This window comes from Streptomyces kaniharaensis, from assembly GCF_009569385.1.
In the GTDB taxonomy this organism is placed as follows: Bacteria; Actinomycetota; Actinomycetes; order Streptomycetales; family Streptomycetaceae; genus Kitasatospora; species Kitasatospora kaniharaensis.
Window position 1 is genome coordinate 3,325,491 of the sequence record NZ_WBOF01000001.1, and the last position, 16,208, is coordinate 3,341,698.

Annotated in this window: 19 protein-coding genes; 12 read left to right on the plus strand and 7 right to left on the minus strand. The window is 70.9% G+C overall.

Annotated features, from left to right (window positions below):
- The first annotated feature begins 2 nt into the window (after positions 1–2).
- The 3 genes from resB (at position 3) to F7Q99_RS15255 (ending at position 3,496) form a co-directional block, all read left to right on the plus strand.
- Complete coding sequence (gene resB / locus F7Q99_RS15245; RefSeq protein WP_326846687.1) at positions 3–1,772, plus strand: cytochrome c biogenesis protein ResB; 1,770 nt, start codon at positions 3–5, stop codon at positions 1,770–1,772.
- A gap of 3 nt (positions 1,773–1,775) precedes the next feature.
- A complete protein-coding gene (gene ccsB / locus F7Q99_RS15250) occupies positions 1,776–2,966 on the plus strand; it encodes a c-type cytochrome biogenesis protein CcsB (protein ID WP_326846688.1) in 1,191 nt (396 codons plus the stop codon).
- 125 nt (positions 2,967–3,091) lie between these two features.
- Positions 3,092–3,496 carry a hypothetical protein gene (locus tag F7Q99_RS15255; protein ID WP_153461936.1) on the plus strand — a complete coding sequence of 135 codons (405 nt, stop codon included), beginning with the start codon at positions 3,092–3,094 and terminating at the stop codon, positions 3,494–3,496.
- Positions 3,497–3,519: 23 nt separating this feature from the next.
- Here F7Q99_RS15255 and F7Q99_RS15260 read toward each other — a convergent pair whose 3' ends face one another.
- Positions 3,520–4,602, minus strand: a complete 1,083-nt coding sequence (locus F7Q99_RS15260) for a ScbA/BarX family gamma-butyrolactone biosynthesis protein (RefSeq protein ID WP_153461938.1) — start codon at positions 4,600–4,602, stop codon at positions 3,520–3,522.
- Between the two features lie 354 nt (positions 4,603–4,956).
- Here F7Q99_RS15260 and F7Q99_RS15265 point away from each other — a divergent pair, with 354 nt between their 5' ends.
- On the plus strand, positions 4,957–5,586 hold the full coding sequence (locus tag F7Q99_RS15265) for a ScbR family autoregulator-binding transcription factor (protein WP_326846689.1): 630 nt from the start codon (positions 4,957–4,959) through the stop codon (positions 5,584–5,586).
- Positions 5,587–5,636: 50 nt separating this feature from the next.
- Here the strand turns inward: F7Q99_RS15265 and F7Q99_RS15270 are convergent, their stop codons facing one another.
- The 4 genes from F7Q99_RS15270 to F7Q99_RS15285 all read right to left on the minus strand — a co-directional run bounded on the left by F7Q99_RS15270 (position 5,637) and on the right by F7Q99_RS15285 (position 9,291).
- Positions 5,637–6,263, minus strand: coding sequence for a ScbR family autoregulator-binding transcription factor (locus tag F7Q99_RS15270; protein ID WP_195911072.1), 627 nt, complete (start codon positions 6,261–6,263; stop codon positions 5,637–5,639).
- Positions 6,264–6,506: 243 nt separating this feature from the next.
- Positions 6,507–6,716 (minus strand): acyl-CoA carboxylase subunit epsilon, encoded by a 210-nt coding sequence (locus F7Q99_RS15275; protein ID WP_153461944.1) that lies wholly within the window; start codon positions 6,714–6,716, stop codon positions 6,507–6,509.
- Positions 6,717–6,821: 105 nt separating this feature from the next.
- On the minus strand, positions 6,822–8,423 hold the full coding sequence (locus F7Q99_RS15280; protein ID WP_153461946.1) for an acyl-CoA carboxylase subunit beta: 1,602 nt from the start codon (positions 8,421–8,423) through the stop codon (positions 6,822–6,824).
- Between the two features lie 451 nt (positions 8,424–8,874).
- Positions 8,875–9,291, minus strand: a complete 417-nt coding sequence (locus F7Q99_RS15285; protein ID WP_326846690.1) for a PLD nuclease N-terminal domain-containing protein — start codon at positions 9,289–9,291, stop codon at positions 8,875–8,877.
- A gap of 109 nt (positions 9,292–9,400) precedes the next feature.
- Between F7Q99_RS15285 and F7Q99_RS15290 the strand changes: the two genes are divergently transcribed.
- The 6 genes from F7Q99_RS15290 to F7Q99_RS15315 all read left to right on the plus strand — a co-directional run bounded on the left by F7Q99_RS15290 (position 9,401) and on the right by F7Q99_RS15315 (position 13,867).
- Positions 9,401–10,852 (plus strand): menaquinone biosynthesis decarboxylase, encoded by a 1,452-nt coding sequence (locus F7Q99_RS15290; RefSeq protein ID WP_153461950.1) that lies wholly within the window; start codon positions 9,401–9,403, stop codon positions 10,850–10,852.
- Positions 10,849–11,745 (plus strand): menaquinone biosynthesis prenyltransferase MqnP, encoded by an 897-nt coding sequence (gene mqnP, locus F7Q99_RS15295; protein WP_407697785.1) that lies wholly within the window; start codon positions 10,849–10,851, stop codon positions 11,743–11,745. The genes F7Q99_RS15290 and mqnP overlap by 4 nt, the downstream gene beginning before the upstream one ends.
- Positions 11,746–11,747: 2 nt before the next feature.
- The gene (locus F7Q99_RS15300; protein WP_326846691.1) at positions 11,748–12,221 is read left to right on the plus strand and encodes a diadenosine tetraphosphate hydrolase; all 474 of its coding nucleotides are present in this window, start codon (positions 11,748–11,750) and stop codon (positions 12,219–12,221) included.
- A gap of 312 nt (positions 12,222–12,533) precedes the next feature.
- Positions 12,534–12,995, plus strand: a complete 462-nt coding sequence (locus F7Q99_RS40415; RefSeq protein ID WP_195911073.1) for a hypothetical protein — start codon at positions 12,534–12,536, stop codon at positions 12,993–12,995.
- Positions 12,996–13,091: 96 nt separating this feature from the next.
- A complete protein-coding gene (locus tag F7Q99_RS15310; RefSeq protein ID WP_153461952.1) occupies positions 13,092–13,439 on the plus strand; it encodes a DoxX family protein in 348 nt (115 codons plus the stop codon).
- A 59-nt stretch (positions 13,440–13,498) separates the two neighbouring features.
- Entirely contained in the window at positions 13,499–13,867 is a 369-nt protein-coding gene (locus F7Q99_RS15315; RefSeq protein WP_326846692.1) for a VOC family protein, read from the plus strand.
- A gap of 258 nt (positions 13,868–14,125) precedes the next feature.
- Here the strand turns inward: F7Q99_RS15315 and F7Q99_RS15320 are convergent, their stop codons facing one another.
- Entirely contained in the window at positions 14,126–14,320 is a 195-nt protein-coding gene (locus F7Q99_RS15320; protein ID WP_153461954.1) for a DUF397 domain-containing protein, read from the minus strand.
- A gap of 2 nt (positions 14,321–14,322) precedes the next feature.
- On the minus strand, positions 14,323–15,192 hold the full coding sequence (locus F7Q99_RS15325; protein WP_195911074.1) for a helix-turn-helix domain-containing protein: 870 nt from the start codon (positions 15,190–15,192) through the stop codon (positions 14,323–14,325).
- Positions 15,193–15,449: 257 nt separating this feature from the next.
- Here F7Q99_RS15325 and F7Q99_RS15330 point away from each other — a divergent pair, with 257 nt between their 5' ends.
- Both F7Q99_RS15330 and F7Q99_RS15335 read left to right on the plus strand, forming a co-directional pair.
- Positions 15,450–15,818: an ATP-binding protein gene (locus F7Q99_RS15330; protein WP_153461958.1), complete on the plus strand. Its 369-nt coding sequence runs from the start codon at positions 15,450–15,452 to the stop codon at positions 15,816–15,818.
- Positions 15,815–16,066, plus strand: coding sequence for a hypothetical protein (locus F7Q99_RS15335; protein ID WP_153461961.1), 252 nt, complete (start codon positions 15,815–15,817; stop codon positions 16,064–16,066). Before F7Q99_RS15330 ends, F7Q99_RS15335 begins: the two co-directional genes overlap by 4 nt.
- Positions 16,067–16,208: the final 142 nt, after the last annotated feature.

The window sequence follows — 16,208 nt, forward strand, 5'->3', positions numbered from 1 at the left end:
CCGTGAGCAACACCACGACCGAGACCGAGGCGCCCCCGGTGCCGTCCGACGCGGAGGCCGAGCGGCTCAGCACCGCGCCGGTGGAGTCCGACGGGCCCGCCGCGATGGGGGTGCTCGGCTGGCTGCGCTGGACGTGGCGCCAGCTGACCTCGATGCGGGTCGCGCTGATCCTGCTCTTCCTGCTCTCGGTGGCCGCCATCCCGGGCTCGCTGATCCCGCAGAACGGCCAGAACCAGTTCAAGGTCGAGACGTGGAAGACGCAGCACACCACGGTCGCGCCGATCTACGAGAAGCTCCAGCTGTTCGACGTCTACAGCTCGATCTGGTTCTCCGCGATCTACATCCTGCTGTTCGTCTCGCTGGCCGGCTGCATCATCCCGCGCACCTGGCAGTTCGTCGGCGTGCTGCGGGCCCAGCCGCCGGCGGCTCCGCGCAACCTGGTCCGGATGCCGGTCTACGCGGCCTGGCGCACCGAGGCCGACGCGGCCGCGGTGAACGCCGCCGCCCACCGGCTGCTCGGCAGGCGCCGCTTCCGCGTCAACCTGGCCGACGGCGCGGTGGCCGCCGAGAAGGGCTACCTGCGCGAGGTCGGCAACCTGCTGTTCCACCTGTCGCTGTTCGCGCTGCTCGGTGGCTTCGGGTGGGCGAGCCTGGCCAGCGGCACGGGCGGCAAGCTGATGGTGGCGGGCGAGGGCTACTCCAACACCATCACGCAGCTCGACGACTTCACCGGCTCGTCCTTCTACACCAGCGACGACCTGGACCCCTTCTTCCTCAAGCTGAAGGGCTTCACCGCCAAGTTCCAGGACCGGGGCGACCAGATCGGCGCCGCCCGGCAGTTCACCGCGAACGTCGAGTACTACGCCGGGAACGACGCCTCGAAGCTGAAGCAGGGCACGATCGAGGTCAACCACCCGCTGGAGATCGGCGACAGCAAGGTCTACCTGATCGGCCACGGCTACGCCCCGGTCATCACTGTCCGCAACGCCAACGGCGACGTCGTCTACACGGGCGCGACGGCGTTCCTGCCGCAGGACGGCAACCTGACCTCCACGGGCGTCGTGAAGGTCTCCGACTACGGCACGGGGCCCAAGGGCACCAAGACCCAGCTGGGCTTCTCGGGCTTCTTCCTGCCGACCGCCCCGGTGAGCTTCGAGGGCACCGGCCCGATCTCGCTGTTCCCGGGCGACGCCGCCCCGGAGCTGGTGCTGAACGCCTTCGAGGGCGACCTGGGCACCGACTCCGGCCTGCCGCAGAACGTCTACCAGCTCAACACGAAGAACATGCACCAGCTGACCCAGGACGACCAGCCGGCCAAGGCCCGGCTCAAGCCCGGTCAGGGCTGGACCCTGCCGGACGGGTACGGCAGCGTCACGTTCGAGGGCTACAAGCAGTGGGCGAGCTTCAACGTCTCGCACCGCCCGGGCAACGAGATCGCCCTGACCGGCGCCGTGCTGGCGATCGTCGGTCTGATCGGCTCGCTGTTCGTGCAGCGCCGCCGGATCTGGGTGCGGGCGGTCGCCCTGCCGGAGGGCGGCACCCTGGTCGAGCTGGCCGGGCTGGCCCGCAGCGAGTCGGCGAAGATCGCCGAGGAGCTGGCCGAACTCGCCGTGGACCTCCAGGACGACGCCCCGGCGACGGAGGACGAGCCCGACGCCGAGGCCCCCGACGCCGAGGCCCCCGACACCGAGGACCTCGAACCCGCGGCCGCCGAGGCCCCGGAAGCGCCTTCAGACCCCACAGTCCCTGCCGACCAGAACTCCAAGGAGTAGACGGTGCATCTCGCCTCGGGGGTCGACCCACAGCTGGCCGACCTCTCCAACAAGCTGATCTATTCGGCGATGGCGGTCTACACGATCGCCATGTTCGCCCACATGTTCGAGTGGACGTTCGGCAGCAAGGGCGCCGTCGCCGTCCGCTCGAAGGAGCAGTCGGGCAGCCTGGCCGAGACCGTCGCCGCGGCCGGGACGAAGGCCGTGGCCAAGAAGGTCACCGTCACCGTGGCGGGCGCGGGCGGCGGCACCACGACGCTCACCCGTACCGCCCTGGCGGGCGAGGGCGCGACGGTGGTCACCAGCGGCCGCGGCGAGGACGAGGTGGACGGCCCGGGCGCGGCCGGCAGCAGCGAGAAGGCCGACCTGGCCGGCCGGATCGCGGTCTCGCTCACCGTGCTGGCGGCCCTGCTGCACGTCGGCGGGGTGATCACCCGCGGCCTCTCGGTCTCCCGCTGGCCGTGGGGCAACATGTACGAGTTCTCCTGCGCCTTCGCGCTGGCCATGACGGCGGCGTACCTGGTGCTGCTGGCCGCGAGGAAGAACGTCCGCTGGCTCGGCCTGCCGGTCACCGTCGCGGTGCTGCTGACCCTCGGCATCGCCACCACGGTGCTCTACACCGACTCCGAGCAGCTCGTCCCCGCGCTGCACTCGTACTGGCTGGCGATCCACGTCTCCACCGCGATCTTCTGCGGCGGCGCCTTCTACGCGGCGTTCATCGCCACGCTGCTGTACCTGTTCCAGGACTCGTACCACAAGCGGGTCGAGGCCGGCGCGTACGAGTACCTGAAGCCGGGTGCCGCCCGCGGGGCCGGGCAGCGGCACGGCGGCTTCCGGACCGGCCTGGCCCGCGTCCGGGTGTCCGTCAGCAACCGCCTGCCCGCCGCGTCGACGCTCGACAAGCTGTCGTACCGGATCAACGCCCTGGTCTTCCCGCTCTGGACCTTCACCATCATCGCGGGCGCGATCTGGGCCGAGGCGGCCTGGGGCAAGTACTGGGAGTGGGACCCGAAGGAGACCTGGTCGTTCATCACCTGGGTCGCCTACGCCTGCTACCTGCACGCCCGCGCGACGGCCGGCTGGAAGGGCCGCAAGGCGGCCTACCTGGCGCTGGCGGCCTTCGCCTGCTGGCTCTTCAACTACTACGGCGTGAACATCTTCGTCACCGGCAAGCACTCGTACGCGGGTATCTGACCGGGGCGGACCACACCCACCGGCCCGGCACTCCACCAGAAGGCAGCCGGGCCGAGGTGCGACAGGGGTAGTCCGTGCCGGCCGCCGATGCCGGCACGGGGAGGAACTGAGGAGGAAATCGCGCAATGGAGTGCGACGAGGTCATGCTGACCGTCCGAATCACCGCCGCCGAGCGCACGTTGCTCCGCCGGCTCGCCCAGGGACACCGCAGTGACGTGTCCGAGGTGGTGGCCGACGGGCTGCTGGACATCATCCCCACGCTCAGCTCGCGGGCGGACGCCTACCGCGTGCTGGGCGCCCTCACGGCGCCCGCGCCGTGCGCGCTGACCGTGTGGCTGCCGACCCCGCTGGCCGACCTGCTGGTGCCCGGCGCGGCCCGGATCGCCCAGGTGACCGAGGTCCGGATCGGGTCGGCCAGCGCCATGCTGGGCGCCGCGCTGCGGCTCTGGCTGGCCCAGGACCCGGTCCGGCTGGCCGCCAACCTCAGCGTGATGCACGCCGGGCGGCCGTCCGCGCTGGTCGCGGCGTAGGCCGTGGCCTGACGCGAGGGGCGTCAGGAGGCCAGCGGCAGCCCGGTGCCGCCGAGGCCCGGCGCTGCGGGGCGGCCGTCGAAGGCGTCCCGGGGCGCCGGGACGGACGGGCCGCCGGCCGGGCCGCTCAGCGGGCCGCCCATCGGTCCGCCGAGCGGCTCGGTCAGCAGCCGGCAGTCGGCCGCCGTGCGCCCGTCCTGGATCAGCAGCACCCGGACCGGCACTCTGCGGCCGTCCGGCGCCTCCTCGCGGACGGCCCGGACCAGGCAGGGTCGGTCCAGCTCGATGTAGCGGTCGAAGGAGGAGACGAGTTCGACCGGTGCCACCGGTTCTGGGTGCCGCAGCCGCTGGGCGGCCTGCCGGGCGGCTTCCAGGACGAGCATTCCGGGCACGTGGTCGAGCTTCTGGTCGAACAGCACCGGGTGCCGGGCGTCCGTCCGCAGCACCCAGCTGTCGGGCAGCAGGGTCGGGCTGAGCACCACGTCGGCCGGGTGCGCCCGGCCGACCAGTTCGGGTGCGGCGGCAGGACCGGGCCGGACCGGGACGGCGGTGCGCCGCCCGGGCCCGCGCAGCCGGGCGTACGAGGCGGGGGAGATGACCCGCAGCTGCCCGGAGCCGCGGCCGACCGGGCGGCCGTCCCGGGAGACCTCGGCGTGCAGCCGCAGCGAGGCCAGCCGGCCGCCGCGCATCCGGACGTCCTCGCAGACGACGTCGAGCATCAGGGAGGCCGGTTCGGCGGTGACGGCGAGGCCGGCCAGCCCGGCCGGGCCGAGCGTGTAGCCGAGGTCGTCCAGCGCGAAGTGGTGGCCGTTGGGCACCCCGAACCCGGCGTGGCCGACGAGCAGGCCGGCCTGCCGGAGGGTCTCGGCCATCAGCACCGGGTCGTGGTGCCGGTCCCCGGGCAGCCGGTAGAAGCCGTGCATCCGGGGCCACTGGGCACCGAGCCGGAACTCGTACGGGCCGGTGGCCTGCCAGCCGGTGAGGAACACCTCGGACACCGAGGTGCGGTGCACGAGGTGGCGGGAGACCGTCCGTTCGTGAAAGTCGTAACCGGTCCCGGGGTGGGCGTAGGGGTCGAGGGCATCCGGCTCTACGATCAGTGGCATGACGGGCCCCCACTCCAGGGTGTCGGTCGAGCGGCCGGTGCGGACGCCTGTATGGAAAACATACAGACCACCCGGTTTGTGTCGCGTGCTCGGGGTGGTCCCCGCGAAGCGGCCGGGCAGGACCACGCTACCTGGCCTCTGGGCTGCGGGAATGCCGTTGGGTGGGTAGTCCTGACCTTGGGCGGGGGTGGGTCCCCGCTGGACGGCGGGGTTGGCGCAGGCGGTAGATTAGATACCAACCATGCGGTTTCGGCCGGTGCCGTACGCATGCGAGGCGTCGCACCCCACGTCGGCGGCGCCCTGACAGCAGCCGGGGCGGCGGGGGCCGCGGCCGGCCGAGTCCGGAGGGGCCCAGTGGTCAAGCAGGAACGCGCGGAGCGGACCAGGCGGGCCGTGCTGCTCGCCGCGGCGGGCACGTTCGCGGACACGGGTTTCGAGTCGGCCAGCCTGGTGGACATCAGCCGCCGGGCCGGCGTCAGCAAGGGCGCGCTCTACTTCCACTTCGTCTCCAAGCAGGCCCTCGCCGACGGCGTCCGCGCGGCCGCCGGACGCGAGATCGGCTCGGCCGCGCTGCGCGCCCTGCGCGCCGGCGGCCCCGCCCTCCAGGACCTGATCGACTTCACGCACGAACTCGCCCGCCTGCTGCGCGAGGACGTCGTGGTCCGGGCCGGCGTCCAGCTCGGCCGCCTCGGGCACGGCCCGCGCCGCACCGGCCCGGCGGACCTCCCGGACGCCGACGCCACCTGGCGCAGCCTCACCGCCGTCGTCCGCCGCCTGCTCGGCCGGGCCGCCGAGGCGGGCGAGCTGCGGCCCGGCACCGACCGGCGGGCCGCCGCCGAACTGCTCACCACGGTCGCGGCCGGCCAGGTGCTGCTCGCCGCCGAGGACGTCGGCCGGCTCCGGCCGGAGGCCGTCCGCGGGATCTGGACGGCCGTGCTGCCGGCCCTCGTGCCGGACGGGCGCTGCGCCGCCTACCGGATCTGACCGCCGTCAGGCCTGACGGCCGCGCCGAATCGTGCTCGGCCGAATCGTGCTCAGAGGCCGGCGGGGACGTGCTCGGCGACGCTCAGCCGGGTCAGCGCGTGCGGCCGGACCAGGCCGGGCAGCAGCAGCGTCCACAGGTGGGCCATCCGCTGGACCAGGTCCTGGCGGGCCGTCAGCACCTGGGAGCTGAGCTGGATGCCGGTGACGGCCCCCGTGATCACCTCGGCCGCCGCCGTCAGATCGATCCCGGGGTGCAGCTCGCCGGCCCCCTCGGCGCGCTCCAGAAGCTCGCGCACCACGTCCGCCCAGCCCTGGTAGGCCGAGATCTGGGGCTGGGTGAAGCTGCCGTGCTCGATGGTCAGCCGGATGCTGCCGCGGACCAGCGGGTCGTCCAGGAGGGCGTGGGCGAAGGCGTAGCCGAGGTCGATCATGGTCTGCATCGCGCTCTCGGAGGACGGCTCCCAGGTGGCCAGCCAGGCGCCCTGCCCCTCGTTGATGACGGCGAGCGCCAGCTCCTCCTTGGAGCGGAAGTGGAAGTACAGCGCGCCCTTGGTGACGCCGGCCCGGTCCAGGATCTCGGCCATCGTGGCGGCCGCGTAGCCGCGCTCGTCGAACACCTCGGCCGCCGCGAGGAGTACCGCCTGGCGGGTCGCCAGTGCACGTGCCTGCCTGGCCATCGCAGCCTCCCTGGATAGTTCTGGTCCCTCGGCAGCGGCCGATCCTATGGGGGCCGACGGGCGGGCGGGCCGCATACCGTCCAGTAGGTATTCTACCGAGCCGCCCTGGGCCGGGTCCGGGCCGAAGCCGGGCCCGTACGGCAGGGCGGGCCCGCACCACGGGTCGGGAGCCGCGAGGTCGGCGCAAACCGGACGGCCGGCCACCCGGGTGGGGTGACCGGCCGTCGAAGGACGCTCGGGCCGTCAGGCGGCCTGCTGCCAGCTGACCGGCGAGAAGTAGGCCGGGCGGCGCTCCAGGCGGTGCCAGTTGGCGATCGGCTCGACCGGCGCGACGGCGGCGGCCTGCTGAGCGGCGGCGGCGCGCGCCATCAGCACGGCGGTGAGGGCGGCCAGCTCCTCGTCGGTGAGGGAGCCGCGGACGATGCGGACGAGGGGTTCGGCGGAAGCGGTCATTGTCTGGTTTCTCCCCCGGGCTGTGGTGTGTGGTCTCGCGGGGTACCGCGCGCTGTGGGTTCGCGCGGTACCGGCTGCTGCGGCGACGCCGGCTGCCGCGGGTCGTTACATCGGCGGGTTGCCGTGCTTGCGGCTCGGCAGGTCGGCGTGCTTGGTGCGGAGCATGGCGAGTGCCGAGGCGAGCACCTCGCGGGTCTCGGCGGGGTCGATGACGTCGTCCACGAGGCCGCGCTCGGCCGCGTAGTACGGGTGCATCAGCTCGTTCTTGTATTCCTTGATCTTCTGGGCGCGCATGGCGTCCGGGTCCTCGGCGCCGTTGATGTCGCGGCGGAAGATCACGTTGGCGGCGCCCTCGGCGCCCATGACGGCGATCTCGTTGGTCGGCCAGGCGTAGGTGAGGTCGGCGCCGATGGACTGGGAGTCCATGACGATGTAGGCGCCGCCGTAGGCCTTGCGCAGGATCAGCGAGATCCGCGGGACGGTGGCGTTGCAGTACGCGTACAGCAGCTTGGCGCCGTGGCGGATGATGCCGCCGTGCTCCTGGTCGACGCCGGGCAGGAAGCCGGGCACGTCCAGCAGGGTGACCAGCGGGATGTTGAACGCGTCGCACATCTGGACGAAGCGCGCGGCCTTCTCGCTGGCGTTGATGTCGAGGACGCCGGCCAGCGACTGCGGCTGGTTGGCGATGATGCCGACGACGTGGCCGTCGATCCGGGCCAGCACGCACAGCACGTTGGTCGCCCAGCGCTCGTGGACCTCCAGGTACTCGCCGTGGTCGACGATCTCCTCGATCACCTTGCGCATGTCGTACGGCCGGTTGCCGTCCACGGGCACGAGGTCGAGCAGGCTGTCGTTGCGGCGCTGGACCGGGTCGTCGCTGAGGACGGTCGGCGGCATCTCGCGGTTGTTCTGCGGCAGGAGCGACAGGAGGTAGCGGACCTCCTCGATGCAGGACTGCTCGTCGTCGTAGACGAAGTGCGAGACGCCGGAGACGCCCGCGTGGACGTCCGCGCCGCCGAGGCCGTTCTGGCTGATCTTCTCGCCGGTCACGGCCTGGACCACGTCGGGGCCGGTGATGAACATCTGCGAGGTCTCGCGGACCATGAAGACGAAGTCCGTCAGCGCGGGGGAGTAGGCGGCGCCGCCGGCGCAGGGGCCGAGCATGACGGAGATCTGCGGGATGACGCCCGAGGCCTTGGTGTTGCGCTGGAAGATGCCCCCGTAGCCGGCGAGGGCGGTGACGCCCTCCTGGATGCGGGCGCCGGCGCCGTCGTTCAGGGAGACCAGGGGCGCACCGGCCGCGATGGCCATGTCCATGATCTTGTGGATCTTCTGCGCGTGGGCCTCGCCCAGGGCGCCGCCGAAGATCCGGAAGTCGTGCGCGTAGGTGAAGACGGTCCGGCCGTGCACGGTGCCCCAGCCGACGATGACACCGTCGGTGTGCGGCTTCTTGGCCTCCAGGCCGAAGCCGGTGGCGCGGTGCCGGCGCAGCGGCTCGACCTCGCGGAAGGAGCCCTCGTCCAGCAGCAGCTCGATGCGCTCGCGGGCGGTCAGCTTGCCCTTCGCGTGCTGCGCCTCGGTGGCCTTCTCGCTGGGGCCGCGCCGAACCTTCTCGCGCAGTTCGTGCAGCTCGGCGACCCGCCCGCGGGCATCGGCCGGGATCTCGGGGACCTCGCCGCCGACCGGCGCCTCATGCACAACCGTCATCTCGAACCACTCCAAGCGTGAGGGAACTGTCCGACAGCCAACGTCTGCTGTGCCCCCGGCTGCGAATCACTTTCTTCACTTATGACTGTACGAGGGGCCGTGCGCTGGTTTCGGCGTCGATTCCGTACAAGGTCGGCTTCGTTTAGCTGTCAGGCCTGCACAGAAGCGACGGGGTCGAATCCGCTGCGCTCGGTGTCCGTTCGAATACCGGGGGTTGTCGGGCAGATGATGGTCCGATGATCTGAGCGTTAAGAAAAACGCAGGTCAGGGCCGTCGAACACGACGGTACGCCCGGCCGCTAGGGCCGTGCTTAAGTTCCGTTCAAGCCCCGCACAGTAGCGATGGAGAGTCAGGCCTAAGACCTCGCAGTCGTAGGGAAGCGCCAAAAACACCGAGGCCCACCCGGGGCCTGCCGGGTGGGCTGTCCGGGGGAGCCGTGGAACGGCGCGGGTCAGCTCTTGCGGCCGTCCTCCGGCTCGTCCTTGCCGCGCAGCTCCTGCTCGCGGCGGCGCAGATCCGCCTCCCACTGCTTGAGCATGTCCTCGTGGTCCTTGTTGTTCTTCTTCAACGAGTTCAACGAGGCGAGGAACTCCGGGTCGTCGTCCGGTGCGAGCGGGCGGCCGCCGCGCGGGCGCTCGTGCTCCGGACGGCCGGGCGTCCGGGCCCCCGTCGACGCGGCCCGCGGCACGCCGCGCTGCTTGCCGGCCACCAGCCAGGCGATCGAGCCCACCAGCGGGAACAGCAGCACGATGATCACCCACACCACCTTGGGCAGGTGCTTCACCTCGTCCTCGGGCGTGGTCAGGCAGTCGATGAAGGCCCACACCCACAGGGCGAGCGGGATGACGAAGGTCAGAATCCTCAGCACGGCGGCGGTCTCCCCCGGGCGACGGCGGTTGGGACGGGCTACGTTCCCCGGGCTGCTTTCCCCGGGCCCTTGACGGAGCCAGGCTATCGGGTGGCGGATACTGACAGGCATGGCATACGACGATCTCCGCTCGTTTCTCCGGGCCCTCGACCGCGAGGGCGACCTCAAGCGCATCAAGGCGGAGGTGGACCCGCACCTGGAGATCGGCGAGATCGTCGACCGCGTGCAGAAGGCCAAGGGCCCCGCGCTGCTCTTCGAGAACGTCAAGGGCTCGTCGATGCCGCTCGCGATGAACGTCTTCGGCACCGAGCGGCGCCTCGCCAAGGCGCTCGGACTCAAGGGCCCCGACGACATCTCGGAGAAGATCGCCGGCCTGCTCAAGCCCGAACTGCCGCACGGCTTCACCGGGTTCCGCGACGCCTTCGGCAAGCTCGCCTCGATGGCGCACGTCCCGCCGCGGCACGTGAAGGACGCTCCGGTCCAGGAGGTCGTGCTCACCGGCGACGACGTCAACCTGGACGAGCTGCCCGCCCTCTTCACCTGGCCGCTCGACGGCGGCTCCTTCTTCAACCTGGGCCTCACCCACACCAAGGACCCGGACACCGGCATCCGCAACCTCGGCCTCTACCGGCTCCAGCGGCACGACCGCCGGACCATCGGCATGCACTGGCAGATCCACAAGGACAGCCGCAACCACTACGCGGTGGCCGCCCGCCGGGGCGAGCGGCTGCCCGTCGCGATCGCCTTCGGCTGCCCGCCGGCCGTCACGTACGCGGCCACCGCACCGCTGCCCGGGGACATCGACGAGTACCTGTTCGCCGGCTTCGTCGCCGGGGAGCGGGTGCGGATGGTCGACTGCAAGACGGTGCCGCTCCAGGTGCCGGCCGACGCCGAGGTGGTGCTCGAAGGCTGGCTGGAGCCCGGCGAGATGCTCCCCGAGGGCCCGTTCGGCGACCACACCGGCTTCTACACCCCGCAGGAGCCGTTCCCGGCCCTGAAGATCGACTGCGTCACGATGCGCCGCCGCCCGATCCTGCAGTCCATCGTGGTCGGCCGCCCGCCGACCGAGGACGGCCCGCTGGGCAAGTTCACCGAGCGGTTCTTCCTGCCGCTCCTGAAGATCATCATCCCGGACATCGTCGACTACGACCTGCCCGAGGCCGGCGGCTTCCACAACTGCGTCATCGTCTCGATCGACAAGAAGTACCCCAAGCACGCCCAGAAGACGATGCACGCGATCTGGGGCGCGCACATGATGTCGCTGACCAAGCTGATCATCGTGGTGGACGCGGACTGCGACGTGCACGACTACCGGGAAGTGGCGTGGCGGGCCTTCGGGAACGTCGACTACAGCCGCGACCTGACGGTCGTGGAGGGCCCGGTGGACCACCTCGACCACGCCTCGTACCAGCAGTTCTGGGGCGGCAAGGCGGGCATCGACGCGACGCGCAAGCTCCCGGAGGAGGGGTACACCCGGGACGGCGGCTGGCCGGAGATGGTGTCCTCGGACCCTGCCACCGCCGCACTGGTGTCGCGTCGCTGGAAGGAATACGGGCTGTGAGCACGGCTGCCGTCGAGACCCCGGGCCGTACGAAGGCCTTCCTGCGCCTGGTGATGATCGAGCACTCGATCTTCGCCCTGCCCTTTGCGTACATCGCCGCGCTGACGGCCATGTTCCTCGCCGACCGGCGGGTGCACTGGGGCCAGCTCTTCATCGTCACCGTGTGCATGGTCGGGCTCCGCACCTTCGCGATGGCCGCCAACCGGATCATCGACCGCGAGATCGACGCCCGGAACCCGCGTACGGCGGGGCGTGAACTCGTCACCGGGGCAGTCTCGTTGAAGACCGCGTACGTCGGCTCCGCGGTCGCGCTGGTGGTGTTCCTCGGCGCGGCCGCGCTGCTGAACCCGCTGTGCCTGGTGCTCGCGCCGGTGGCCGTGGTGCCGATGGTGGTCTACCCCTACGGCAAGCGGTTCACGGACTTCCCGCAGGCGATCCTCGGGCTGGCTCAGGCCATGGGCCCGGTGGGCGCCTGGCTCGCGGTGACCGGGAGCTGGTCGTGGGAGGCCGTCGTGCTCGGCGCCGCGGTGGGCATCTGGATCGGCGGCTTCGACCTCATCTACGCCTGCCAGGACGTGGAGTCCGACCGGCACGGCGGCGTGCGGTCGGTGCCGGCGCGGTTCGGCGTTCCGGCCGCCATCCGGGGCTCGCGGGTCTGCCACGTCGTGACGACGCTGCTGCTCGGGTGGTACGCGGTCCTCACGGGCGCCGGTGCGGCGTTCTGGGTGGGGCTGGTCGTCGTCGCGGGCGCGTTCGTCTACGAGCACACGATCGTGAAGCCGAACGATCTGTCGAAGCTGAACCGGGCGTTCTTCCAGACGAACGGTTTCGTGGGGATCTCGCTGTTCTTCTTCGCGCTCGTGGACCTGATCATCCGCGGGCTCGGAATCTGACGGTGACGACGACGGACTGGAAGGCCGACCGCGTCGGCAGTGCGCTGCGCGGTGCGAACCCGACCGTCCTGCGGCGGCTGGACGCCGGGTTCGCCGTCATCGGGGACATCCAGTTCCTGCCCGGCTACTCGGTCCTGCTGACCGACGAGCCGGGCGTCGAGCGCCTCTCCGACCTGCCCCGCCCGCGCCGCCTCGCGTACCTCGCCGACCTCGACCGGCTCGGCGAGGCGGTCGAACGCGCTTGCCGCGCCGCCGACCCGGACTTCCGCCGGGTCAACCTGGAGATCCTCGGCAACAAGGACCCGTTCCTGCACGCCCACATCTGGCCCCGCTACGACTGGGAGCCCGAGCACCTCATGCAGAAGCCCGTCTGGCTCTACCCCCCGGACCGCTGGTACGACCCCCGGCACGCCCTCACCCCGTCGCACGACCGGCTTCGCGCGGCGATCACGAGCGAGCTCGACGCGCTGAGCTGAGCGGGTTCGCTTCTCAGCTCCGGCTCACCCGTTCACCGCCGAGAAGGCGGACCGGTAGAGCGCGGCGCCCTCGGTGGCTTGCCGCGGCACTTGGCGAGGTAGTTCGCCCGTTGGTGGGCCCTGGCCGGGACTCGTTCGATCAGTGTGCCCCCGGAGCCGTCGAAAGCTGTCGTCCTCGCGGATTCATCGTGCCCGGTGCGTCGAACTGCCGTTCCCTTCACAGAAGTTCACTGACTCCACTCGGCGGGGATCTCGGTTCCCCCGTCGTCGATCTGTGAGAGCGTGGGGGCCGAGCAGGAACGAGGGGGAGTTGTGCGCAGGAGCAGGAAGGCCCGGCGTCTCGTCGTCGGCGACGAGACGTACCTCTGGACCGTTCGGCACGCCCATGACGTCGAGGACGGGTACCACTACCGGGACTGCCGCGAGATCCTCACACTCCGCCGCCACGGCGCACACGGGCGGCTCCTGCTCGTCTTCCTGGGCGGCGAAGGCCGGCTGGTGCCGGACGGCTACGGCCCGTCCGGGGTCGTCGGCACGGGCGGCCACTGGCTGAACCTGAACGAGCCCGGCACCGCCCGGGCCCTGCTCGACGAGGCGGTCGCCCGCGGTTGGGATGCCGCTGGCCCGGCGGCAGTGGAGGTGGACGGCTGGGCCTACTTCACCCCGGTGGCGGCCCGCCGGGAGCCACGCGACGGCTGCGTGCCTCCTTCGGCGCCGGACGAGTCCACCGAGCGGTTCGGGGAGGCATCCGTCGGCGCGGTCGTCCTGCCCTAACGCAGCCCGAAAGATTTTTCGCGGGAGCTGTCACACGTAGGCGGTGGGCCGGGTCAGTGAAGTGACCGAGCAACGCCGCGCATGAGGGAGCCTCACATGTCCGTCGCCCACACCATCGTCACCGTCCTCGGCGCCCTCATGGCGGGCTTCTCCGCCGGTGCCGTCTTCTTCAAGGCCGAGTTCGTCGTCGGCCCGCTGGCCGAGTACGGCGTGCCGCGCGCCTGGTGGACCTGGCTGGGCGTGGCGAAGGCAGCCGGTGCGATCGGCCTGCTGGTCGGGTTCGTCGTTCCGGTGATCGGCGAACTGGCAGCGATCGGGCTGGTGCTGTACTTCACCGGCGCCGTCATCACCGTGCTGCGGGCCCGCGCGTACGCGCACGTCCCGTTCCCGATCATCTATGCCGTCCCGGCTGCCGCCTCCCTCGTGCTCGGGCTGGCCGCCTGAACCTCCGTACCACCGGCGAGAATCGGGCTCAGCAGAAGGACTCGCCGAAGGAGAAGACCGTGATCGGCAGACTGCAGTGCCTCGTGCTCGACTGCCCGGAACCGGCCGCGCTGGCCCGCTTCTACGCGGGGCTGCTGGGCGGCGAGATCGACCGGCCGGACCCGCGCTGGTCGCTCGGAGATGCGTGGTCCACCCTGCACCTCGACGGCGGCATGGTGCTCTGCTTCCAGGGCGTCGCCGACCACCGACCACCACGCTGGCCGGATGCGGAGCACCCCCAGCAGGCGCACCTGGACGTCGACGTCGAGAACCTGGACGACGTCGAACGCGAGGTGCTCGCACTCGGCGCCGTCCGGCTGCGCGACGCCGGCCGCTGGCGGATCTTCGCCGACCCGGCCGGTCACCCGTTCTGCCTGATCCGCGCCTGATATCTCGCACCCCGTTGCCGCTTCGGCTCCGCCCGAAGCGGCAACGATTGTTTCCCTACCCCCTGCGCAGGAAGTCGGCGATGTCGACTTCCTGCGCAGGGGTTGGAGGGCCGAATGGTGCGGAGTGTTCTGGGGGAAGCCGGGCCTGCGCTCTCCGCGCAGGCCCGGCTTGGCAATGTCACCTGGCGCACGATTCCGTCGCGCGACGGCGGCGAGGGCCTCAACGCCGCCTGGCCCGAGGTCCTTATCTGGTGAGGGTCAGGCGGTGAGGTGGTCGAACTCGCCGGCCTTGGCACCGCGCAGCCACGCGTGGAGCTTGGCGCGGGTGGTGGTGACGATGGTGGTGGGGTCGTCGGATTCGCGGATGTAGATGTGGTCGCCGTCTATCGCGATCTCGACGCAGTTGGCGTTGGTGCCGCTGAAGCTCGATTTCTGCCAGGAGTACTGGCTCATGGCTACCTACCTTGGATCGTGTATCGGATGTGCTGGATCAAACCCGACGAGTCGCGAAAGGCCGGCGACGGCGCGGGGTTGGCGGCGTCCAGCGGAGGTAGCGCCAGGCTTCTGAGCTGCTCGAACTTCCGCCGGAACACAGCCACTCCTTCAGGATCGCCCATGAAGAACGAACCGTGCGGGTGTTCCAGCAGGACGGTGTCCAGTCGGGGATGTTGGCCTGCGACCAGCATGAACGGCGTATCGGTGTCCGCATACACGGTGCAGTCGAATGGAAGGACCTGGAGCGTCACGTGGGGCAGGTGTCCGACCTCGACGAGGTGGTTCAGCTGGTTCCTCATCACTCTCGGCCCGCCGTAGTTCGTTCGCAGCGCTGCTTCGTGGATCACGACCCGGAGCGGTGGCCCGTTCTCAAGGTCCAGGACCTGCTGGCGCTTGCGGCGGAACTCGACCTTCTTCTCGGCGTATTCGAGGATGACCTCGCTGTAGGCCTTGGTCTGGAGCAGGCCCGGGATCAGGAAGGTCTCGTAGTTGTCCAGTGCCGTGGCACTCGCCTCGGCTTCGGCGAGGTCGATGGCGGTGGGCCTCACGAGACCTCTGTAGCTCGTCCACCAGCCCTTGCCCGTGCTCTCGCTCATGGCGATCAGAGCAGCACGGTAGTCAGGGTCCGTGACTCGGCAGGCTTCGAGCCAGATATGCAGGCGGTCAAGGTTGATACTCAACCTTCCAGCCTCGGTGTGGCTGACAGCAGGCCCCTTCATGCCCATCATCGCGCCCATCTCCGGCGCCGACACGCCTGCGGCATCGCGTAGACGTCGCAACTCCTCGCCGAAGCGGCGCTGTCGTTCGCTGACCTCGGTCCTGAGTCCCACGTACGTACCTCCTCGCGCGGGCTGCCGCATCCCTACCCGCAGTGTAAGGGCGATTACATGGTGTGTTGCATCGTTGGAACTCTTCCCTTACAGTCGCTGTGGCATCGCGCACCGGATGGGCAGTCAGTAACGTCCGCACGCATGGCAGTTGGTACCGGCTGCCCCGGCGGGCTCCGCAGAGCACTCGCATCGCGAACTGGCTCACGGCGACGTACCCGACAGGTGCTCCCCTCCACTGCACCGCTGGGAGATCCCCCGTGTGTAACCCCATGCTCAACTCCCCCTCCCTGACCGTGACCCGCGAAGCGTTGCGCGACCTGATGACCCGCGCCGGCTACGACTCCTCCGCCATCGCCGACGCCGAACTCGCGCTCGTCGAGCTGATCGTCAACGCGTGGCGGCACGGTGGCACCGCCGCGCCCGTCGTCCTCGTCGACATGCTCGACAGCACGCTCCGCGTGACCGTCGCCGACCGGAGCTCCGACCTCCCCGAGCGGCGGAAGCCCGGTGGGCTCGCCGAATCGGGGAGAGGGCTCCAGCTCGTCGCGGGTCTCACGCACCGCTGGGGCGTGGAGCCGCAGAAGCTCGGCAAGCGGGTCTGGTTCGAGCTGGACGGCGTCGCGTGAACGCCCTCCACCCGATCCAGCCGGCCGATCCGGCCGTCCGGCACCTCACCGGGCGGCAGATCGCCGAGTTGATCGTCGAACTCCGAGCCGAAGGCCGCGAGTTCGGGCTCCTCTGGCCCTCCGCCCAGCCCGGCGAGACCGTCCTCAACGGCCGAGTCCTCGTCTCCCTCGGCAACGTCCCGGCGAGCACGCTGATCAACCTCCTCGCGCTCCTGCGCGAGTACAGGCGCCACCGGAGCCGACCGTGATCGGCATGCTCCTCCTCATCCTCCTGGCCGCCGTCGTCGGCGGGGCCGGTGAGGCCTGCTCGCGGCGGTTCCGGCGGCTCCAGGAGATCCGCGACCGGGGGTAGGTGTCACAGATGGTGCATGGGCCCGGCCGCCGCCCCGG